The 20,945-nt window shown below is 51.3% G+C and carries 23 protein-coding genes; 9 read left to right on the forward strand and 14 right to left on the reverse strand.

The features are described 5' to 3' along the window. Positions 1 to 179: 179 nt before the first annotated feature. The 6 genes from OMQ46_RS03705 to OMQ46_RS03730 are packed head-to-tail and all read right to left on the reverse strand — an operon-like array spanning position 180 to position 6,095. The gene (locus OMQ46_RS03705; protein WP_266235858.1) at positions 180 to 698 is read right to left on the reverse strand and encodes an SMP-30/gluconolactonase/LRE family protein; all 519 of its coding nucleotides are present in this window, start codon (positions 696 to 698) and stop codon (positions 180 to 182) included. A 9-nt stretch (positions 699 to 707) separates the two neighbouring features. Beyond that, positions 708 to 2,123 (reverse strand): PQQ-dependent sugar dehydrogenase, encoded by a 1,416-nt coding sequence (locus OMQ46_RS03710; RefSeq protein WP_266235859.1) that lies wholly within the window; start codon positions 2,121 to 2,123, stop codon positions 708 to 710. A gap of 23 nt (positions 2,124 to 2,146) precedes the next feature. Further along, positions 2,147 to 3,244: an alkene reductase gene (locus tag OMQ46_RS03715; RefSeq protein ID WP_266235735.1), complete on the reverse strand. Its 1,098-nt coding sequence runs from the start codon at positions 3,242 to 3,244 to the stop codon at positions 2,147 to 2,149. Positions 3,245 to 3,255: 11 nt separating this feature from the next. Then, a complete protein-coding gene (locus tag OMQ46_RS03720) occupies positions 3,256 to 4,245 on the reverse strand; it encodes a zinc-dependent alcohol dehydrogenase family protein (RefSeq protein WP_266235733.1) in 990 nt (329 codons plus the stop codon). A gap of 16 nt (positions 4,246 to 4,261) precedes the next feature. After that, entirely contained in the window at positions 4,262 to 5,422 is a 1,161-nt protein-coding gene (locus OMQ46_RS03725; protein ID WP_266235731.1) for an iron-containing alcohol dehydrogenase, read from the reverse strand. 58 nt (positions 5,423 to 5,480) lie between these two features. Continuing rightward, complete coding sequence (locus OMQ46_RS03730) at positions 5,481 to 6,095, reverse strand: TetR/AcrR family transcriptional regulator (protein ID WP_266235729.1); 615 nt, start codon at positions 6,093 to 6,095, stop codon at positions 5,481 to 5,483. Positions 6,096 to 6,316: 221 nt separating this feature from the next. Here OMQ46_RS03730 and doeB2 point away from each other — a divergent pair, with 221 nt between their 5' ends. The 4 genes from doeB2 to OMQ46_RS03750 are packed head-to-tail and all read left to right on the forward strand — an operon-like array spanning position 6,317 to position 11,442. Further along, positions 6,317 to 7,477 carry a N(2)-acetyl-L-2,4-diaminobutanoate deacetylase DoeB2 gene (gene doeB2, locus OMQ46_RS03735; protein ID WP_266235937.1) on the forward strand — a complete coding sequence of 387 codons (1,161 nt, stop codon included), beginning with the start codon at positions 6,317 to 6,319 and terminating at the stop codon, positions 7,475 to 7,477. A 53-nt stretch (positions 7,478 to 7,530) separates the two neighbouring features. Beyond that, positions 7,531 to 8,805: an aspartate aminotransferase family protein gene (locus tag OMQ46_RS03740; RefSeq protein WP_266235728.1), complete on the forward strand. Its 1,275-nt coding sequence runs from the start codon at positions 7,531 to 7,533 to the stop codon at positions 8,803 to 8,805. Beyond that, complete coding sequence (gene doeA, locus OMQ46_RS03745) at positions 8,802 to 10,073, forward strand: ectoine hydrolase (RefSeq protein ID WP_266235726.1); 1,272 nt, start codon at positions 8,802 to 8,804, stop codon at positions 10,071 to 10,073. Before OMQ46_RS03740 ends, doeA begins: the two co-directional genes overlap by 4 nt. A gap of 7 nt (positions 10,074 to 10,080) precedes the next feature. Then, the gene (locus OMQ46_RS03750) at positions 10,081 to 11,442 is read left to right on the forward strand and encodes an NAD-dependent succinate-semialdehyde dehydrogenase (RefSeq protein WP_266235724.1); all 1,362 of its coding nucleotides are present in this window, start codon (positions 10,081 to 10,083) and stop codon (positions 11,440 to 11,442) included. Positions 11,443 to 11,505: 63 nt separating this feature from the next. Here OMQ46_RS03750 and OMQ46_RS03755 read toward each other — a convergent pair whose 3' ends face one another. The 5 genes from OMQ46_RS03755 to OMQ46_RS03775 all read right to left on the reverse strand — a co-directional run bounded on the left by OMQ46_RS03755 (position 11,506) and on the right by OMQ46_RS03775 (position 14,649). After that, entirely contained in the window at positions 11,506 to 12,438 is a 933-nt protein-coding gene (locus OMQ46_RS03755; protein WP_266235722.1) for an MBL fold metallo-hydrolase, read from the reverse strand. Next, positions 12,435 to 12,629, reverse strand: a complete 195-nt coding sequence (locus tag OMQ46_RS03760; protein WP_266235720.1) for a CPXCG motif-containing cysteine-rich protein — start codon at positions 12,627 to 12,629, stop codon at positions 12,435 to 12,437. Before OMQ46_RS03760 ends, OMQ46_RS03755 begins: the two co-directional genes overlap by 4 nt. Before the next feature lie 59 nt (positions 12,630 to 12,688). Beyond that, positions 12,689 to 13,177: a GNAT family N-acetyltransferase gene (locus tag OMQ46_RS03765; RefSeq protein ID WP_266235718.1), complete on the reverse strand. Its 489-nt coding sequence runs from the start codon at positions 13,175 to 13,177 to the stop codon at positions 12,689 to 12,691. Beyond that, positions 13,174 to 14,355, reverse strand: coding sequence for a chromate efflux transporter (gene chrA, locus OMQ46_RS03770; RefSeq protein ID WP_266235716.1), 1,182 nt, complete (start codon positions 14,353 to 14,355; stop codon positions 13,174 to 13,176). Before chrA ends, OMQ46_RS03765 begins: the two co-directional genes overlap by 4 nt. A gap of 75 nt (positions 14,356 to 14,430) precedes the next feature. Beyond that, a complete protein-coding gene (locus tag OMQ46_RS03775; protein ID WP_266235714.1) occupies positions 14,431 to 14,649 on the reverse strand; it encodes a DUF2061 domain-containing protein in 219 nt (72 codons plus the stop codon). 254 nt (positions 14,650 to 14,903) lie between these two features. On the opposite strand from OMQ46_RS03775, the gene OMQ46_RS03780 reads away from it, so the two are divergent. After that, a complete protein-coding gene (locus tag OMQ46_RS03780) occupies positions 14,904 to 15,371 on the forward strand; it encodes a Dps family protein (protein WP_266235713.1) in 468 nt (155 codons plus the stop codon). A 31-nt stretch (positions 15,372 to 15,402) separates the two neighbouring features. Here the strand turns inward: OMQ46_RS03780 and OMQ46_RS03785 are convergent, their stop codons facing one another. Then, the gene (locus tag OMQ46_RS03785; RefSeq protein ID WP_266235711.1) at positions 15,403 to 16,242 is read right to left on the reverse strand and encodes an ion transporter; all 840 of its coding nucleotides are present in this window, start codon (positions 16,240 to 16,242) and stop codon (positions 15,403 to 15,405) included. Between the two features lie 122 nt (positions 16,243 to 16,364). Between OMQ46_RS03785 and OMQ46_RS03790 the strand changes: the two genes are divergently transcribed. Continuing rightward, positions 16,365 to 16,958, forward strand: coding sequence for a cysteine hydrolase family protein (locus OMQ46_RS03790; RefSeq protein ID WP_266235709.1), 594 nt, complete (start codon positions 16,365 to 16,367; stop codon positions 16,956 to 16,958). Between the two features lie 313 nt (positions 16,959 to 17,271). Here the strand turns inward: OMQ46_RS03790 and OMQ46_RS03795 are convergent, their stop codons facing one another. Then, positions 17,272 to 17,820 carry a lipocalin family protein gene (locus OMQ46_RS03795; protein ID WP_266235707.1) on the reverse strand — a complete coding sequence of 183 codons (549 nt, stop codon included), beginning with the start codon at positions 17,818 to 17,820 and terminating at the stop codon, positions 17,272 to 17,274. 366 nt (positions 17,821 to 18,186) lie between these two features. Here OMQ46_RS03795 and OMQ46_RS03800 point away from each other — a divergent pair, with 366 nt between their 5' ends. Continuing rightward, positions 18,187 to 18,618 (forward strand): RrF2 family transcriptional regulator, encoded by a 432-nt coding sequence (locus OMQ46_RS03800; RefSeq protein WP_266235705.1) that lies wholly within the window; start codon positions 18,187 to 18,189, stop codon positions 18,616 to 18,618. Positions 18,619 to 18,646: 28 nt separating this feature from the next. Here OMQ46_RS03800 and hmpA read toward each other — a convergent pair whose 3' ends face one another. Next, positions 18,647 to 19,855 carry an NO-inducible flavohemoprotein gene (gene hmpA, locus OMQ46_RS03805; RefSeq protein WP_266235703.1) on the reverse strand — a complete coding sequence of 403 codons (1,209 nt, stop codon included), beginning with the start codon at positions 19,853 to 19,855 and terminating at the stop codon, positions 18,647 to 18,649. 107 nt (positions 19,856 to 19,962) lie between these two features. Between hmpA and OMQ46_RS03810 the strand changes: the two genes are divergently transcribed. Beyond that, complete coding sequence (locus OMQ46_RS03810; RefSeq protein WP_266235701.1) at positions 19,963 to 20,544, forward strand: 5-formyltetrahydrofolate cyclo-ligase; 582 nt, start codon at positions 19,963 to 19,965, stop codon at positions 20,542 to 20,544. 32 nt (positions 20,545 to 20,576) lie between these two features. After that, the gene (locus tag OMQ46_RS03815) at positions 20,577 to 20,897 is read left to right on the forward strand and encodes a hypothetical protein (RefSeq protein ID WP_266235699.1); all 321 of its coding nucleotides are present in this window, start codon (positions 20,577 to 20,579) and stop codon (positions 20,895 to 20,897) included. Positions 20,898 to 20,945: the final 48 nt, after the last annotated feature.

A 20,945-nucleotide genomic window follows, 5' to 3' on the forward strand; every position in this document is an offset into this window, starting at 1 on the left:
TAGTGATGATGTGTGAAAAAGTCATGTCTTTTGTGTGAAATAGACCCGGGTACGTAGGTCAGTTTTTTTATAAACAGTCACATAAACCGACACTGAAGCGAAGTTAAACATTGCAGAGGGCGGTCAAATAAAAGCCGGGATCCCAGGACCCCGGCTTTAAAGTCTGCTTAAAGTGAATTTTACCGTAATGGCAGATGAATTAATTCACCGGCTTTCATGTCCGGCACCAGCAGATACTGACCATCCGCTGACAGGGCAATGTCAGCAGCAGCCTGCAGATTATCGGCGATGATCTGAGGGGTCGCTCGCGGACCGGCCAGTTGCCAGACTTTGCCGTTATTCCAGTCACTGATATAGAGGAAACCGCGGGTGTCGCGAACCAGACCGTCAGCACCACCGAATCCGGTATTCAGATCCTTGACCTTGTCTGAGGCGATATCAAAACGATACAAATCACCGGTACCGAAGTCGGCAACCAGCAGACTGCCAATACCATCCATCAATAGTCCATTGGGACGTTTGATACCAGCCTGGTTATCCATAATTTCAGTGACTTCACCCGTGGTGGAAACTCGATAAATACCGGCATTTTGACCGGTGTCAGTGCCGCTGTCTGAGACATAGACATTGCCACTGCCGTCGATTTCCACATCATTGANGAATTCAACTTTACCTGGGAATTTGCTACTGTCAGCCATAACCTCAATTTAGCCGTCCATATCAATCTTCAGGACCTGATTTATATCAGCAACATAGAGTTCGTTGTTGAATAAATCGAGTCCTTTCGGATCATTCAAACCGCTGGCCAGCACGGTTTTGCTGCCATCAGTGTTGATGATGCTGATCTGACCGTCATCTTTTTTGCCAAACTCGCCGATTTCGCTGATAAACAGGCGACCGTCCGGGTGAGCAATAACCGATTCCGGCATTCTCAGTCCTTTCACGGTTTGTTTACTGGTCTGAGCCGGTTTGACAGCAGTGGTTTCCTGCTCTTCACCATAACTGACACGGTAAATCACGCCGTTGTAGTCATCCGAGACCAGCAAAAAGCCATCGGGCAGTTGCAGGACATCGGTGGGACGACCCCAGGCTTCACCCTCGATCAACCAGCCATCGATAAAGGTCTGGTGACCTGTGACCTGATTGTTGTCGTTGAAAGTGACACGCTCCAGTTTATAGCCCACCGGCTCAGTCCGGTTCCAGGAACCATGCTGAGCGATGATGGCGTCACCCTGATACTCAGCCGGGAACATTTTGCCGGTGTAAAATTTGAAACCGAGGTTGGCGGTATGGGCCTGAAACTCGACTTCAGGAAAAGTGACTTCCTGGGGCGGCTGTTTGTCTTTCCAGTCCTGATGGCGGGCATCGCCACCGGCATAAAACGGGAATCCAAAGTGCATGCCTTTTTCCGGGGCCGCGTTGAATTCGCCCGGCGGATTATCATCACCCATCATATCGACGTTGTTGTCAGTGAAATACAAATCACCGGTCTCGGGATGGAAGTCGATACCCACAGAGTTACGCACGCCGTGTGCATAAACTTCCGCTTCACTGCCATCCGGATTCATGCGAATAATCGTCCCCTCGTAGCCATTAACCTCACAAATATTGCAGGGGGCGCCGACCGTGACATACAGTTTGCCGTCCGGGCCGAAATCAATATAGCGCCAGCCGTGATGGGCTTTATCTGGCAGGTCTTCAAAAACGACTTCACGCATCTGTTCGAATGGCAGGGTCAAATCAAAACCCGGCGCAGCATAGCGGGCGATACGGTGTTGTTCAGCCACATACAGGTTACCCTGGTGCATGGCCACACCGTTACCGACTTTAAGATCGCTGAGAATATTGACGACTTCATCAGCCTGACGGTCCTTGTTCTTGTCGACCACGGCATAAACATTCTTGCCACGGGTACCGACGAAGACGGTGCCGGTGGACTGACCGACAGCCATCTGACGGGCATTCGGCACTTCAGCGTAGACTTCAACTTTGAAACCGTCTGGCACATTGAGTTTATGCAGATTGGCTTCGGCGGCTGCACGGTCTGCCATGACCGGTGCCGCCATCAGTCCCAGCGATGAGGCTGCCAGGCTTGCTAGAGATAAAAATTTGAGTTTCATCATTCCTCCTTTAATGGATTGAGGCCTCAAGCTTCGAGGAAGGGGTAATCAATATAGCCACGTTCGTCGCCGCCATAGAATGAGTCCGGGTCGGGCTCGTTGAGCGGCGCGTTTTTTTCGAAACGTAATGGCAGATCGGGGTTGGCGATAAACAGTTTGCCGAATGAGACCAGATCGACTTCGCCTCTGCTGATGATGTCATTGGCCTTGTCCAGGCTGTAATCGTAATTGGTCATATAAATGCCATGCCAGAGCGGACGCAACGAGTGAATATCAAATGCCGGACCGGCCGCACCCGGGTTATCGATACCCATTTCGGTGATATGCAGATAGGCAAGACCGAATTTGTCGAGCTGCTCGACGGCGTAGCGGAAAGTCTGTTCTGGATGGCTGTCGTGGACATCATTAAATGGCTGCAATGGCGACAGTCTGACACCGACTCGATCTGCGCCCCAGATCCGGGTGACTTCATCAACCACTTCCAGCAACAGCTTTGCCCGATTTTCAAGGCTGCCACCATACTCATCGCTACGCTGGTTACTGCCGTCACGCAGGAACTGATCCAGCAGATAGCCGTTGGCACCGTGGACTTCAACACCATCAAAACCGGCGCTTAAAGCGTTGTGCGCGGCCTGGCGGAAGTTTTCTTTGATGCGTTTGATATCGTCCAGTGACATTTCTCGCGGTGTTTCATAAGGCTTCATGCCCTCATAAGTCATGACTTCTCCGGCGGGTTTAATTGCCGAAGGCGCCATCGGCAGCTTGCCGTTGAGCAGGGAAGTATGACCAACACGGCCACAGTGCCAGATCTGCATCACGATTTTGCCCCCCGCCTGATGGACCGCGTCGGTCACCTTTTTCCAGCCTTCGATCTGAGCCTCGCTGTAAATGCCGGGAATATTGGGATAACCGATGCCGTCCTCAGAGACCAGTGTGGCCTCGGTAATGATGAGACCGGCAGAGGCACGCTGACGGTAATATTCGACCATCATATCGGTCGGAACCAGACCTTCACCGGCACGGTTGCGGGTCAGTGGTGCCATGACAAAACGATTTTTCAGCTGAATGGCGCCAACCTGTAATGGTGACTGCAAATCCGCTGTGGATTCTGATGCTTGCTTCATAGACATTCCTTTTAGACAGTAACGATAATTTTGCCCAACTGGGTATTGGATTCGAGATAACGATGCGCTTCGACAATCTCATCCAGGCTGAAGGTTTTAGCAATCAGCGGTTTCAGCTGAGCGCCTTCCAGCCAGCCGTAGATATCGTCCTTGGCACGTTTCAGTTGTTGCGGATCCTGGGTGAATTCAAACAGGGTATAGCCACGGATAGTCAGACCTTTACCCAGCACACTGAACAAGGGGAATGGAGTGGGTTCAGGGCTCAAGGCGCCATATTGAAAAATAATGCCGTGGCTGGAAGCGACCTCGGCCAGGGTCGCCAGCATCGGACCGCCAACCGGATCGAAGATGATACGGGCACCCTGACCCTCAGAGATATTTTCCACGGCGGCGATGACATCCTCTTCTTCGCTGACGACTACATGCCGGGCGCCATGATTGAGTAATTCCTGTTTCTTATCACTATGGCGGGTCATCGCGATGGGTACGGCCCCGACCAGATTACACAACTGAATGGCGGCCAGACCCACGCTGCTGGAGGCGGCCGGAATGAGCACAAAGTCATCGGGTTGCATCTTGGCAATATCGATCAGGGCACCATAAGCCGTGAGGTACTGCATCCAGACTGCGGCTGCTTCCTCCCAACTCAGGTTGAGCGGGTGAAAAGCCACCGCAGTGACGGGAACGTTAATGACTTCGCCATAGACGCCATAACGATTCAGCGGGAAATTGGGTATGGTGCTGACGGCATCACCCACCTTGTAGCCATGCACATTTTCACCAACGGCCTTGATGGTTCCTGCAGCTTCATAGCCAAGCCGTGCCGGAAATTGAGGCGCTTCCAGGTATTGACCACGACGGAACATGGCTTCGGCCCTGTTCAGTCCGATGGCTGCAACCTGAATCTGTATTTCACCTTCGCCCGGTGGCGGCACTTCTTCATCAACAAGCTTTAGAACATCCGGTTCCCCGGTTTGATTGAATCTGACTACTTTTGACATGGCTGACTCCTTGTTTTTAGAGACTGGCTTCCAGAATCCGGCGGCTCTTATCAAGGTCGATATCTTCACGCTCACCCAGTTGGGTTAGTCCATGCTTTTCCAGTTGCTGGACCATCAGCGGAATAGCCTCTGCGCCGATCTGGTAATCACTGAGCCGTGTTTTCACGCCCATCTGCTCAAAAAATCCGCGGGTTTTACTGATGGCCAGATCAATGCGGCGTTCTTCGTCTGCCTCATTGATATGCCAGACGCGGTCCGCGTACTGTAATAGTTTGTCGCGTTTAGCGGCACGTTGTTCCTGCATCACGCTGGGAAGCACAATCGCCAGGGTTTGCGCATGGTCGAGGCCATGCAAAGCCGTAATTTCGTGACCGATCATATGCGTGGCCCAGTCCTGTGGCACACCGACACCGATTAAGCCATTCAAAGCCAGTGTCGCTGTCCACATGAAATCAGATTGAAGCGCATAATCTTCCGGGTTTTCCAGAAGCGCAGGGCCTATCTCTATCAAGGTTTGTAACAGCCCCTCGGCAAAGCGGTCCTGAATCCTGGCAGCTGCTGGATAAGTCAGATATTGTTCAACCACATGGGTGAAGGCATCCACCACGCCATTGGCCAGTTGTTTGCCGGGGAGGGTGTAGGCTTTGCTTGGATCCAGTATTGAAAACTGGGGGAAAACAAGCTGGCTACTGAATGCCAGTTTTTCCTGTGTTTCATAACGGGTGATAACTGAGTTTGTATTCATTTCTGAACCGGTCGCCGGCAGAGTGAGCACACTACCGAACGGCAGCGCAGTGCGAATATCACGAGCGCCCTTGACCAGGATTTCCTCCCAGGGATCATCCCCGCAGGCCACTGCGGCTGCAACAAACTTGGTGCCATCGATAACCGAGCCACCACCGACAGCCAGCAGAAAATCCAGTTTTTTATCCCGGATAAGCTTAACGGCTCTCATCAGGGTGCTGTAGCTGGGATTGGCTTCAATACCGCCGAAAAACGCTACATGACGTTGACCCAGTGCCGTCTCTACTTCATCCAGGGTGCCGTATTTTTTAGCACTCTCGCCGCCAAAAAGGATGAGTACTCTGGCAGATGCCGGAACCAACTGGTCGATGGCATTGATTTGTCCTTTGCCAAAGACAATGCGGGTCGGGTTATAAAACTCAAAATTATTCACGTAGATCCTTTGATATTTAATAGACCAGTCGTCTAGTTATTGGGCAAATAAAAAGGCCTTAGACAGCAGCCTTGGTTAAATTCAAACGTGCATGCAATGCATTCATCGCGACATGCAAAGCGTCAGGGTTGTGGTTGACCTTGGTGAGCAAGGTGGCACCAATCCATAAATAATAGATCTCTTCTGTGACAGTTCGAGCGTCATCGTCAATGCAGATTTCACCATGGTCAATGGCTTGCTGAACAACTGCTGCCAGTCGGTTGATAACACGGTGGGTTCCCTGTTTCAGCGCCAGACGCATGCTTTCGGAAAGGTCGGTGACTTCACCGCTGAGTTTGACCACCAGGCACTTGTCGGTTGAGGTGTCACTGCACTGTGAATTTTTCCAGTTATCGAAATAATCAAGTAAACGATCCACCGCGCTGCTGTCATCACCCTGAAAGTGGCTATCCAGGGTCAACATATACTGATCAAAATAATTTTCCAGCAGCACACTGCCGAAATGTTCTTTAGAGTCGAAATAGTGATAGAAGGACCCTTTGGGCACGCCAGCCGTTTTCAGAATCTCATTGAGACCGACCGCAGCAAAGCCTTTTCCCAAAATGATGGTTTGGGCAGTGCTGAGAATATGTTGTCGGGTATCACTGTAACGTGAACTGGCTGCTTGATTCATGAAGCTCATTATTTCAGAAAATAGACCAGTCGTCTAGTCATGATTATCGATGCCTGAACAAGGACTTATTGTTTAGGGTTCAAAATGTTGGAACAAGGCTTGCTTGGTGTTAGTCTGAGCCTGAAAGTCTCGTTGTCGAAACAAAAATGCTTCCACAGCGGGCTTCCACATCACATTTCATCGAAACGTGCACCGTTTTGAGTCAAACCGCAGGGGGCAAGATGGGCGACATCTGGCAACAAGCGATCGATAGTGCGCAGCAACTGCGCCGTGACCTGCACCGGCATCCCGAGCTGGGCTGGCAGGAAGTGCGTACCGCTGATCTGATTCGTCGTGAACTCAGCGCCCTGCAGATTCCCTGGCAAGCCTGCGCCGAGCTGGGCACCCTGGGACGTCTTAACCCCAATAGCAATGGTCAACATATCGCGCTTCGAGCTGATATGGATGCATTACCCATTCTTGAGCAAAATGAACATGACTGGCGCTCAGAGCATGAGGGTTTTATGCATGCCTGCGGTCATGATGGTCACACTGCGACATTACTGGCGACAGCGCGCTGGCTGAAATCGGTTGAGTCCAGCCTGCCGGGGCCGGTAACCCTGTTGTTCCAGCCAGCGGAAGAAGGGGGCCATGGTGCAAAAAAAATGATCGATGACGGTGCGCTGGAAGGGATTGATATGATTTTCGGCTGGCACAACTGGCCGGTGATTCCCTTTGGCAAACTGGTCTGCCCGGACGGCATTGTGATGTGTGGCAACGGTACTTTTCAGATCAGTCTGCAGGGAAAAGGCGGACATGCGAGTCAGCCGGAACTCTGTCATGACCCGGTGCTGGCAGCCAGTGCCGTGACACAGGCCCTGCAGCAAATCGTCAGCCGCAACCTGGCGCCCCAGTCTACCGCTGTGGTCAGTGTGACTTCGATCGAAGCGCCCAGTGCGCCGACCGTGATTCCTGATACGGCATTGATTGGCGGCAGTATCCGCGTGCCGGATATCGTTACCCGGGATCGGGTAAATTCACTGATTACCGAGATCAGCCAGCAAACTGCCGCAGCTTATGGTGTAGAAGCCGAAGTCAGACATTTTCCACGCTACAACGCGACCATTAACCATGCTTCGCAGGCGGCTTTTGTGCGCCATCAATGGCAGCAGGATCATGGAGAAGACAGCCTGGATCAGCGCCTGCCAATACCCGTGATGGCTTCAGAAGATTTCAGTTATTACCTGGAACAGATTCCGGGGGCTTTTGCCCTGATTGGTGCCGATGACGGTCCTGAACATCAGGCCGTGTGCCATAGTCCCTTGTATGACTTCAATGACAGGTTAATACCCCTTGTCACTCGACTCTATTCGCGCCTGGTCGGTGCGCCGATTGCAGAATAACCGACCCGTTTTCCGTTGCCGTAGCATCGGCGTTTCTTTTGTGGAGGTATTTAATGAGTGTATTCGAACAGCGTGAGTCCGCCATCCGAGCCTATTGCCGTGTTTACCCGGTTGTGTTCGATAAGGCACGCAATGCAAGGCAGCGGGATGAGGACGGCAAAGAATATATCGACTTTTTCGCTGGTGCCGGGGTGCTCAATTTTGGCCACAATAATGAGCGCATGACTCAGGCCGTAGTGGATTACATTCAATCAGGCGGGGTGACGCATGCGCTGGACATGATGACTACCGCGAAACGCCGGTTTATGGAGCGCTTCGAAAAGGTCGTGCTGAAACCGCGAAACATGAATCACAAGATGCAGTTCATCGGCCCCACCGGCACCAACGCGGTGGAAGCAGCGATGAAACTGGCACGACGGGTGACGGCCAGACAGGAAATTGTTGCCTTCACACGGGGCTTTCACGGTATGACGCTGGGCTCACTGGCTGCCACAGCGAACCGTTATTTCCGTGGCGCAGCGGGTGTACCCCTGAATCATGTTTCACATTATCCCTTTGGCTGTAACAAGCCCTGTATGGGGTGCGAGTCCGGCTGTGGTCTGGAAAGCATTGAGCATATGCGCAGTCTGTATCGCGATACCTCAAGCGGCGTGACACCGCCGGCCGCTTTTCTGCTGGAAACGGTGCAGGCTGAAGGTGGGGTGAATGTCGCCTCGAAAGAGTGGTTGCAGGCCGTGGCGGCACTGGCCAAGGAGGTGGGCGCGCTGCTGATAGTCGATGATATCCAGGTGGGCATGGGCCGCACAGGTTCCTTCTTCAGCTTTGATGATATGGGTATTGACCCAGACATCATCTGTCTCGCTAAAGGCCTGGGTGGAATGGGTACGCCCATTGCGATGAACCTGATTAAGCCGGAAGTGGATGAGTACTGGTCTCCGGGTGAGCACACCGGCACCTTCCGCGGCCAGAGCATTTCTTTTGTTGCCGGCAGCGAGGCGCTCAGTTACTTCGAAGACAACAGTCTGATGAAAGAAGTGCATGAAAAGGGCGATCGGATGAATGATGCCTTAGCACCACTTGAGCAGCGCTACGACCAGGTTCAGATCCGCGGCAGAGGTATGATTCTCGGTCTGGATGTGATGACCGGCGAACGGGCCAAAGCGATTGTCGAACGCTGCTTTGAAGCCGGCCTGTTGATTGCTGCATGTGGCACCGGCGGCCGAGTGGTGAAATTGATACCGCCCCTGACGATTCCGGACAGTGATCTGGAGGAAGGGCTGAAGATTCTGGTTGAAATCACTGAAAAAGTCATGGAGGAAGCGGCATGAGACAACGTGATGACATGACTTTTCCCTTTGAGGAATATGAACGCCGGCTCAGTGAGTTACGGGTGCGGATTGCCCAGCGTCTGCTGGATGCGGTGGTGATCACTGATCCGGAAAACATCATGTACCTCACAGACTATCAGACCACCGGTTATTCCTTTTTCCAGGCGCTGGTGGTGCCGCTGGAGCAGGAACCCTTCATGATCACCCGACAGATGGAGGAATCCAACATCATCGCCCGAACCTGGGTCGAACGAACGCGGCCCTATCCCGATACCGGTGATGCGATCCAGATGCTGGTCGATGCATTGCGTGAGTTTGGCCTCGCCAACAAGCGCATAGGCTATGAACGCAATAGTTACTTCTTCCCGGCCTACCAGCAGGACTTCATTCACACCACCTTGACTGACGGCAAACTACTGGACTGTTTCGGTATTGTCGAGCAGGGCCGGATCCGCAAATCTGACGTTGAAATCGATCTGATGCGCAAAGCCGCCGCGGCTACTGAGGCAGGAATGCAGGCGGGGCTGGAAGCGTCAGCCGCAGGGGTGACTGAAAATGAGATCGGGGCCGCCATAAGCAGTGCCATGTTCAAAGCCGGGGGAGAGCCGCCCGCTGTGATGCCCTACGTCACCTCTGGTCCGAGAACCATGATCGGTCATGCGACCTGGGAAGGACGGACTGTACAGCCGGGCGAGCATGTATTTCTTGAGGTCGGTGGCTGCTACCGGCGATACCACACAGCACTGATGCGTACCGTGGTGCTGGGTGAGCTGAGTGACTCCATGTACAAAGCTCAGGAGCGCATGAAAATGGCACTGAATGCCGTGCATGAAGTGGTTCAACCGGGAATGACCGTATCTGATGTGGATAACCTGGTTCGCAATATCATCACCAATAACGATGTCGGTGCCAGGCTGGTAACCCGCTCCGGTTATTCGATCGGGATCGCTTTCCCGCCCAGTTGGGATGAGGGGTATATCTGCAGCCTCAAGCAGGGCGAATCAGCGATTCTGGAAGAAGGCATGACATTTCATGTCATTCCCTGGATGTGGGGCGTGGATGGTGATAAGACCTGCGGGATCTCTGACACCATCCATATTACTGCCGATGGCTGCGAGTCATTCTTCTCGCTGGATCGCAACTTTACCGTCAAACCGGATCAGGGGCAGAAAAAGCCAGTGGAATTAGAGCCGGTCAAAAAAGCCGAAAAGAAAACCGATCCACAGAATGACGATGTGACCCCTAAAACCGCCAAAAATGCAAAGTGAGGTGCTGATGTTACATGCAACCAATCCGTACACAGGCCAGGTCCTGAACAATTACGAGGCGCTGGATGAGGCCGGCATTGAGCGCCAGATCGCTGCTGCACATCAGGCATTCAAGGCCTGGTCCAGGAAAAGCTTAGCCGAGCGCGCTGAGGTATTAAAAACCGTTGCAGCCAGGTTACGTGACAACAAAGTCCTGCTCGCTAAGTTAATGGCAGAGGAAATGGGTAAGCCGGTCAAGGAAGGGGGGCCGGAAGTCGAGAAAGCCGCCTGGTGTGCTGAGCATTATGCAGAACATGCAGAAATGTATCTAACCCGGGAAGAACTGCCTTCAGATGCCTCTCTGAGTTATGTCTGCTACCAGCCGCTGGGCACTCTACTGGGGATTCTGCCCTGGAATGCACCGTTATGGCTGGCTTTTCGTTATCTGGCGCCGGCACTGATGGCCGGTAACACCTGTGTGATGAAGCATGACCCCAATGTGCCCGGCTGTGCTGAGGCGATCGAGACTGTCTTTCGTGAAGCGGGTGTGCCAGACAATATTATGGTGAATCTGCCGGTTGAAACCCCCCTGGTTGAAAAGGCTATTCGTGATCCACGCATTGCCGCAGTGTCTTTCACTGGTTCACCCGTTGCCGGCGGTAAGGTGGCATCGACCGCAGCCTCAGAAATCAAACCCTCGGTACTGGAACTGGGGGGGAGTGACCCGTTTATCGTATTGCAGGATGCCGATTTGGAATCGGCGGCAGATGTAGCCACGCTGTCCCGTATTATCAATGCCGGTCAGTCATGCATTGCGGCCAAGCGTGTGATCGTGGAAGCGCCGGTTTACGATGATTTTATTGGTCGGGTTTTCGAGCGACTGCAGAAGCTCAGACTGGGGGATCCACTCTCAGAAGAAACGGACATCGGTCCGATAGCGCGCTTCGATTTACGTGAAGACTTGCACCGTCAGGTCACTGAGACGATCGCTGATGGTGCCCGTTGCCTGATGGGAGGCGAAATGCCCGATGGCGAAGGATTTCTGTATCCGGTCACGATGCTGGTGGATGTCACAGCTGAAATGACGGCATTTCGTGAAGAAACCTTCGGGCCCGTGATGTGCATCATCCGCGCCGAAGATGCCAAGCATGCGGTTGAACTTGCCAATGACAGTGAGTTCGGACTGGGTGCCGGTGTCTGGACCGGTAATGCCGCATTAGCAGAAGATATCGCGATGAAACTGGAGGCCGGTCAGGTTGCTATTAACGGTATCGTTAAAACGGATCCGCGGCTGCCGAGCGGGGGGATTAAAAAATCCGGTTATGGTCGTGAACTGGGACCTCATGGCATTAAAGAGTTTGTAAACGCCAAACAGGTTTGGATCAAGTGATATAAGTGTATAAGTGAAAGAGCCGGCGATAGGCGCCGGCTCATATCGTTCAAGCTTGCTTTGCTATTGTCGGGGGCGAAGATGTAAGTAGGACTGGTCAATCAGATTCCGATGCACACCTTCAATATTAAGTGGTAACCACGCCTCATACATGTTGAGTGACTGAAATTGGTCAAGTCGGATTTCCTGCTGCAATTGTTGCAGACTTTTGCCCGCCTGCATGCCATCAAGTACGGCAGCATAGAGTTGTTCCAGATAACTCAGATAAAACCGGACATCGTCTTTATCTCCACGCTCAGCATGGCCGCCCACCAGTATGTCGAAGTCCATCGCCAGCACGTCACGGGTTGAATTGATCATACCGCGGATATCATACCCCGGCAGACTTTTGTAAGGCATACGGCCCAGGACGATCCAGTCCACGACATGCAACACACCCTCGCTGGGAAAGTGGATCGAAATCGAGCCTTTGCCGTTATTGGGGCCGTGGTAGCGGAGGTGAATCGGTGTATCACCGAGGTAGAGGCGCATCTCATCATTGAAGACCAGATTGGGGATTGCTGTTTCGGCTTGCGTAGCCAATAGATCATCCCGGGCCCATTCATGGGCGATAAAGGTGACGCCGGGACCGGCAAAGACTTCTCCCCCGTAAACATGATCCGGGTGGTTGTGACTATATATGACATAACGTACGGGTTGTTCGAAACGTGTCTCGAGCGCTTTTTTGAGCCAGCGAGCCGCATCCGTGGAAATGGGATCAGTGAGCGCGATACCGTCATCAGTGACAATAAACACGGCATGATGGGTGCCGTTACTGAACTGGTAGATATTGTCTTTAACCGGGGTAATACTGAAGTTTTCGGCATGGGCCGTGCCTGCCAGCAGGGTCATGAGGAAAAAGAACAGGGTTCGCGTCGACATCAGCATTGTTTTCTGTTTTGCTTGCCACAGGGTAGTCACAACTGACTGAGTTCGCCAGTTGATACTGTCAGTCACTCATTCTCTGAATGGACGGTGACATCGAAGTCATTGTTATCATTCACAAGCACATGAAACTCGATCGGTCGACAGCATATTTCGCAGTCTTCAATATACTGCTGTTCAGATACGCTGCAGTCGATCAGCACTGTGAAATGCTCGCCACAGTATGGGCACATGATGGTGTCTACTTCCAATGGATGAAGCATGGTCTGGCCTCCATATCAATGGGATGTATAGCCTCAGTCCATTGTGTCATGTAACAAGCTCAGCGTGAAAGGCGGAAAAGATGACGTTTATCGCCGAGTCCGATACCGGTCTCGATAATCTCGAAGCCGAGTGAGTGATAAAAGCTGAGCAGGGCAGGATAGTGATCCACCGCATCGAGTTGCAGGGTCGCGTTGCCAGTTTGCTCAATGCAGTAATGCATCAACTGTTTGCCGAATCCCTGGCCCTGCGCATCAGGATTAACAGCAAGCTGGGTAATATAAAAGTCGGCATCTGGTGCCTGCGGCCAACAGTCATCGTAATAATCCGATTTATGGGTGCCCAGTGCAATACAGCCCTGAACCCCGTCCCCAGTCTCCAACACGTAAACCTGTTTAGCCTCTAGATTAGCCAATACGGCGGATTCATCATAAACGCCCAGCCAATGGTGCATGCCCTTGTTACTCATCCACTGAGCACAGGCCTGTAACAGTGAGGTGATCTCAGGGACGTCCTGTGAAGTGGCAGGACGAATTCGAGCTGAATTCATAATAGCGCAGCGCCAATACTGGCCAGCACACACCAGGCAACAACCAGAAGTGCTGACAATCTGAAAAACTGCAGCATAATAAAACCAATCAGACCGATAATAAAATCAGTTATGTGCTGAACAGCGCTGACCCAGATAGGGTCGTACAAGGCCGCCGCCAGCAATCCGACCACACTCGCATTAACACCAGCCAGTGCGCTTGCCGCCAATGGATACTTCAGCACCGACTGCCAGAGTGGCAGCATGGCGCCAATCAGCAGAAAACCGGGCAAGAAGATGGCACATAAGGCTAATATTGCGCCGGTCATGCCGCCCATGTCTCCCGGCAACAGCGCACCCAGATAGGCTGCGACAGAAAATACCGGTCCGGGTACAGCCTGAGCAGCACCGTAACCGGCAAGATATTCATCCGCGGCAACCCAGCCGGGTTCAACGACGGTTTGTTCCAGTAGTGGCAGCACTACATGGCCGCCACCGAAAACCAGCGCGCCGGCGCGGTAAAAGGCATCCATGACGGCAACCAGACTATGGCTATCAGCCAACACGGGCAGAAAAAACAACAGACCAAAAAACACGATTAATAAAAGCCAGGCTACCCGTTTACCATAATCGACCTCAAACCGGCTGGCAGGTAATTGCTGGTCTCTGCAGAGTATCAAGCCGGCCAGAGCACCACCAATAACGACTGCTATCTGGATCAGGGGATGATTGATAACGAGCAGACACAGGATAGTGGCCAGCGCGATAAAACGTCGGCGCCAGTCCGGTGTCAGTTGTTTTGACATCAGCCAGACAGCCTGCGCCACAACGGCAAGCGCTACCAGTTTGAGCCCATGTATAGCAGCGCTGCCAACCGTGTCAGATAAATAAGGTAACCACTGGGCAAACAGAAACAGAAGAAAGGCGGAGGGCAGCGTAAACGCAAAAAATGCAGCCAGTCCTCCCAGCCACCCGGCACGCATCAGGCCCACACTAAAACCCATCTGACTGCTGGCGGGGCCGGGCAGAAACTGACACAGCATCAACAATTGGGCGAATTGTTCTTCCGTGAGCCAGCGGCGTTTTTGCACAAACGCCTCACGATAATAGGCAATATGAGCAATGGGGCCACCGAATGAGGTCAGCCCCAGTTTGATGAAGGCGATAAAAACTTCAGCTGCTGTACCTTGCTTGCTCATGCTGTGTCCATTCATTTGTCATGAGCGTGAATTATGCTTGCCTGAGTCAGGATTGCAAGTCACCGTAACAGAAGCCTAGCCGGTTTGAGCAGAGCCGGCAAACTGAGCCGGTGTTTTGCTTGCTTTTTGCTGCAAGCGATTCCATATTTTTTCATGGAAGTGGAAAGCTACCGTGTTGATAGCGGGTTCCACCATTGCCATGACACTGCCAAACAGTATGCTGCCGGTTAACAGGTAACCTACGGTAAAAGCGACACTGAAGTGCACAATTGCGAAACTGATTGTTTTAGCCATAATCATTCCTCCCTTTGAGAATGATTATCATTAATTATCTTGAACAGGTAAAACAAATTAGTTCAATCAATGTGATTGAAAAAAACGTAATAGATAAAAGAACGATATTTCATCGACACAGTCGATTAATGTGACCAGAATTACTTGTTTCACTTTAATGTAAGTAACTCATACAATGTGAAGCGTAATCAGACGAAACTCGTTTTCGTCGCCTGACTAAGGTCAATTTTCACTCTGAACAAGGAGGCATAATAATGAGTACCATTGATATTGGTATCAACAAGCAGGATAGACAAGATATTGCTGACGGCCTCAAGCGCCTGTTGGCAGACAGTTACACACTGTACTTGCAGACTCACAACTTCCACTGGAATGTGACCGGTCCGCAATTTCGCGAACTCCACCTGATGTTTGAAGAGCATTACACTGAATTGGCTCAGGCTGTTGATGACATCGCTGAGCGCATTCGTACACTGGGTATTGCAGCGCCCGGCACCTACAAGTCATTTGCCGAACTGAGCAGCATCGAAGAAGTTGAAGGCGTCCCTGGCGCCGCCGATATGGTTGTGACGCTCACCCACGGTCATGAGCAAGTGGTGAAAACCTGCCGTGAAGTGCTTAAAAAAGCGCAGGATGCTGATGACGAATCCACTGCCGCACTGGTGGGTGATCGCATGCGAGTTCATGAAAAAACCGCATGGATGCTGCGTGCCATGCAGTAATCTGCTTCAGCCAGGTTAGATAAAAGGGAGCTCAGGCTCCCTTTTTTATTGCCTGAAGCTCCGATTGTTGCACCAGTAACGCTTTGAGTTCTGCAATCTGGCGTGACAGATCAGCCACTGTGGGTTCATCAGCATGATCCCGCTGCCACTGTTCGGCGCTTTCTTTTTCCATCACATTGACCACAATACCAATCAGCATATTTAAAAAGGCAAAAGCATTCAAAAAGATAAAACTGACGTAAAAAGCCCAACTCAGGGGATGAACGGCCATGGTTTCGTACATGACATCGGTCCAGTCTTCGAAAGTCATTACCCGGAATAATGTCAGCATTGATACTGTGATATCTCCCCATAATGTCGGATTGATCTTGGCAAAGAACGTGGTGCCTACAGCGGCATAAATATAAACAATGATAAACATCAGCAATGCCACGTAACCCAGCTGAGGCAGGGCTTTCAGTAATGAATTGAGCAGCGTGCGCAGTTCCGGGATAACCGAGACCATCCGTAACACTCGGAAGATGCGAATCAAACGACCGACAAGGGCCAGCTCGCTGTCCTCGATCGGGATCAGACTGACGATAACAATCAGGCTGTCAAAAATATTCCAGCCGCTTTTGAAAAATTGCCATTTTCGTTCTTCAGCAAAAAAGCGAATGCTGATTTCAACAAGAAAAAACAGGGTAATACTGTAATCCAACCAGACCACGATATTGAGAAAAGTGGGTGGAATATCATAAGTTTTTGCGCCCGCCAGCAGGGCGGAAAACAGAATCACCCCAACCACGATAATCTCAAATAGCGGGTTGCTTCTGATGGCGTTAAAAACGCGGGTCAGGCTGAACGATGATTTGCTGTGAAGACCTTGCATTGTGGCTCCGGTTCGGTAGTTACTTCCCGCGGAATAATAGCGGTCGCCCGGATTAATGCAAGCGTCATGTGTTCCATGAATCGTATTGTGCTAAGGTCAGGAAAAAACAGGAGATACCATTAATGACTACGACATTGAGAGATATCGTCGGCCTGGGGCATGAGCCCTCAGCCCTGCGTGATTCGGCCCTGATTATGATTGATTGCCAAAATACTTACCGTCAGGGCGTCATGCAGTTGGAAGGGGTAGAGCCCGCCCTCAAAGAAGCGCAAAAACTGTTGCAACTGGCCCGGGACAACGGGGTGCCGGTGTTCCACATTCAGCATGATGGCGGAGCCGGTTCACCCTATGACCTCAACACCGCGCTGGGTGAAATTGCTGAAGAAGTCGCGCCCATTGATGGTGAGCACGTCATCACCAAAAATTTCCCTAATGCTTTTGTTCAGACACCGCTGGATGAATATCTTCGCGGACAGGGGATAAATAATATTATTCTGGCGGGTTTTATGACGCATATGTGTGTCAATTCTACCGCTCATGGTGGGTTCAACCTGGGCTATAACCCCACTGTCGTGGCCAGTGCCACTGCCACACGCAGTCTTGATGCACCAAATGGCTCAACATTACCCGCCAAACAGGTTCATGAAGCGGCGCTGGCCTCTACCCGTGATCTTTATGCAGCAGTGATTAATTCTGTCGACGATTTAAAGCTATAAGTCGTTTGGCGGGTTGCGAGCGCTATTCACCTGATGACTGTAGTGCGATTGATAAGCGTTGAACGGCTTTTCACCGGAGTACGGCGGGATATGTGACTCAGCGATGCTGGTATCTGGCACAGAGAGCATGGGGCACTGATCGAAGCAGGGTCAGACAAGTGTCGGTGATGATTGTAAATTTTTCTCTAACGTTCATTGACTGCCAGTGATAGGTTTTCTGGCATTGTTTCTACCCGGTGCTGAAAGAATCGGGTAGAAGTCAATGTTCGGCACAACTGCTGTCATAGACCAGTCTGACAAAATATATACCGGCTTATTCCCGGTCACCCAGTCTCTGCTGTGGCACCTTTCTGACCAGGCTGGTGTTGTAACCCATTTCTCCAATCAGTGCCAGCATGTGTTGATAGTCGTCTTCAGGAATTTGTGGTGTTCTTGCCATAATCCAGACGTAGTCCCGTTTATTCCGGCCAATGATCACCTGACTGTAGTCTTCAGTGAGATAGACAATGCGATAGTCGGCCTTGATCGGCCAGATGAACTGCATACCCCAGAGCGCATTGGTTTCAGTATTCTCAACAAACCCCTTGGGATGGTAGGTTTTCAGCTCACCGTCAAAGCTGCCTTCACGAAAGGTGAAGGTGGTGGCAATGGTGCCGTCGTCATTTAGCGCGTAAGACTCTACGGCGTTGTATGCTTCTTCTTCTATAAAAGTGGGTATATTGGCGATGACATACCAGTCGCCCATAAAGCGTTCGATATCCACATAGTCGACGGTTTCCAGTGGCGGTTTTGACACGGTCTGACATCCAAACAGACTGAAACAGGCCATGACTATCAGGCCTGCTTTTTTTAATGAGGGCATAACTGACTCCTAATTTTTGAGTCAGTGTTGGCTCGCATCTGTGAATTTGTCGTGAAGCCCCAGTTTAGCGCGGCTTGCCCTCAATCTGTGCAACAAAAAGGAAGAGATCTGCCGGTCAAAAAAAGAGCCTGCAACTGGCAGGCTCAAAGCGAACCGAAGAAGAGGAGTGACTCTCCGGTTGAACTGCGAATAAAGAATTTTAGTATCTGGCTGCTGTCTTAAAGGTGGCATTTGCCTGTGGCTGGAAAATTGCTTGCAATAACGGGGCGATGACCAGAGTCAGAAGCAGCAATAATAAATAAATCGGTATAAATTATACCCATTTTAATTGGGATAGACTATACCGCAGTTTTAAGGAGTACGTTAATGCAGCTCACTACACACTCGGATTACGCGATGCGTCTGCTGATTTACCTGGCGATTCATCCCGGTGATAAGCCAGCGACGGTTAAAGACGCGGCTGAGCGCTATGGTATATCCACCAACCATCTGGCAAAAGTCGCCCAGAAACTGGTGCAGGAAAAAATCGTTCTCAGTCAGCGTGGCCGAGGTGGTGGTTTGAAGCTGGCCATGCCATCTGCAGAGGTTAATATCGGCAAGGTGATCCGGAAAACTGAGAATATGGAGTTGCTTGAATGTTTCGGTGATAAGTGTGCCTGCCCAATAGACAATGTCTGCATTCTTTACAGTGCACTGCGTAAAGCACAGAAGGCGTTCCTGGAAGTACTGGACGGCTATACGCTTGAAGATGTCGTTAAAAATAAAGCCAAGCTTCAGCAAAGCTTGAATGTGGCCTGATTCGCTCATCCCTGAGCTATGTAAAGGTTCAGCCGGCCAGCTGAAGCGCCGGCCCAAATGCTTCCAGATGGATTTGTTCGCGCGCAACGCCGGATTTTGTCAGTAATTGGAAGCAGTGCTGCATCATGCCGCTGGGGCCACACAGATAAAAATCTGCCGATTTATCCAGCGTCGTCAGTAATGCCTCATCGATCCAGCCCTCGCTGTGAAAGCGTCCCAGATAACGATCATTATCCGTCGGGTCACTGTAGCGGATATGCCAATCGAAGTGTTCATGATGCGCTTTCAATGCGGCAATTTCATCAGCAAACGCCAACTTTTCTCCATTTACGGCGGCTTGTATTAAGGTCACCGGTGCCTTCTCATACTCCTCCAGGCTGGCATGCAGCATCGACAAAAGTGGGGTGATTCCCACGCCACCGGCAATCATCACCATGGGGCTGCCCGTCGGCGTACGAATGGTAAATTCGCCACAGGGCGGTCCCACCCAAATGGTATCACCGGTATCAATCTGATCATGCAGAAAGTTGGAAACCAAACCGTTGGGTGCATCATCCTGAACGGCTGTTTCGCGTTTGACACTAATCCGATAAAAGTCCTCTCCCGGCTTATTGGAAAGGCTGTAGTTACGCATCGACTCGGCATTTTTGCCTGCTGGAACCCGCACACTAATGTATTGACCCGCCTGATGGGGGGACAGTGGTTGATTATCAAGCGGCTGAAGATAAAACGAGCTGATGATTGCACTGTTGGCTTCCCGTTTAACCACCGTGAAAGGTTTAAATCCTTGCCAGCCATGGTGCTGTTCGTGGTGGCGATAGATTTCCGCTTCTCGCTTTATGAATATATCAGCTAACACCTGATAGGCCTCTGCCCAGGCATTGATGATGTCATCAGTTGCCGCATCACCCAGTAATTCTTTAATTGCGCCCAGCAGGTTCTGACCTACGATCGGATAGTGTTCCGGCTGGATCCCCAATGAGGCATGCTTTTGTGCAATCAACTCTACCGCTGCTACCAGGGCAGTCGGATCGTCAATGTTTTCTGCGTAAGCACAAATGGCACCGGCAAGCGCCTTTTGTTGACTGCCAGCCTGCTGGTGAGCCTGATTGAAGAAAACCCTCACTTCAGGATTATTTTCAAACATCCGCTGATAAAAAAGACGGGTCAACTGTTCACCATGGGCTTGAAGAACGGGGACTGTGGCTTTGATAGTATTGATGGTTTCCGGGTGCATGAGCAGGGCTCCTTAAAACAAGTATATAAAATGCGTATTTATAAGATGCATATTATTTACCAGTTATAATTTCGTCAAGTGGATAATCCAATGAGAGGAATATTTCAATGAAAACCTGGCGACAGGAACAACGTCAGCGCTTGCTTGAAGAGAGAGCTTCGCTGACTGAAAAGGCACATAAACAGATCAGTAAATCTTGTCTGGCACACGTCGCAATGTATCTGGAAGACTGTCCGCCCGACATACTGGGTATTTACTGGCCCATTAAAGGTGAAATCGATTGCCGTGTCCTTGCGGAGGGGTTGCTTGGGGCAGGCTGGACACTCGCTGTGCCTGTTATCAACAATCGCAGCCGTCTATTAGACTTTGCGCGCTGGCAGCCGGATACACCGATGATTCAGGGCACTTGGAATATTCCGGTGCCAGCACAGCCTGAGTGGTTAACGCCGAGCAGATTTTTGGTGCCTCTGGTCGGCTTTGATAAAGCCCATTATCGACTGGGTTACGGTGGCGGTTATTACGACAGGACCCTGGCTGAGAGGTCGGAGCCTGTCGAGACTATTGGCGTGGGAATGGAAATGGGGCGATTGGAAACTATTCATCCGCACGCGCTGGATATACCCATGATGCGGATAATTACAGAGACAGGTCTACAATTGCCTGAACCTCAGGCCAACTCAGACATCTAAGTAGTGTAGTTTAAGGCAATGAAGGGGCATTTATGTCGAACGTCAGCATTATCGGTATGGTTCTCTATCTCATTCTGGCGCTGTTTGGTGGATTTCTGACCGGTCTGTTCAGTCGATACGCCTATCGTGGTGCTTACAATGAGTTTGGCAGACCACTGGCCGTGATTTTCAGTATCGTCTTTTATATCGCACCGGCCTGGGCAGTGCTGAGTCTGTTCAAGGATGACGATCTGGACATTTTCTACCTGCTGCTTGTGGTCAGCTTTGCCTTTGGTGTGTTTTACTTCAATCGGATTGGCGGTGAAGAGTCCGAAGACCGGCATTATCATTTACCCGATGAGGATGAGCGCTGATGCCTCTGGCAGTATTTGAGTGAGCAGGCGCCAGATGTTATACGACCG

Source organism: Methylophaga sp. OBS1 (genome assembly GCF_026319365.1).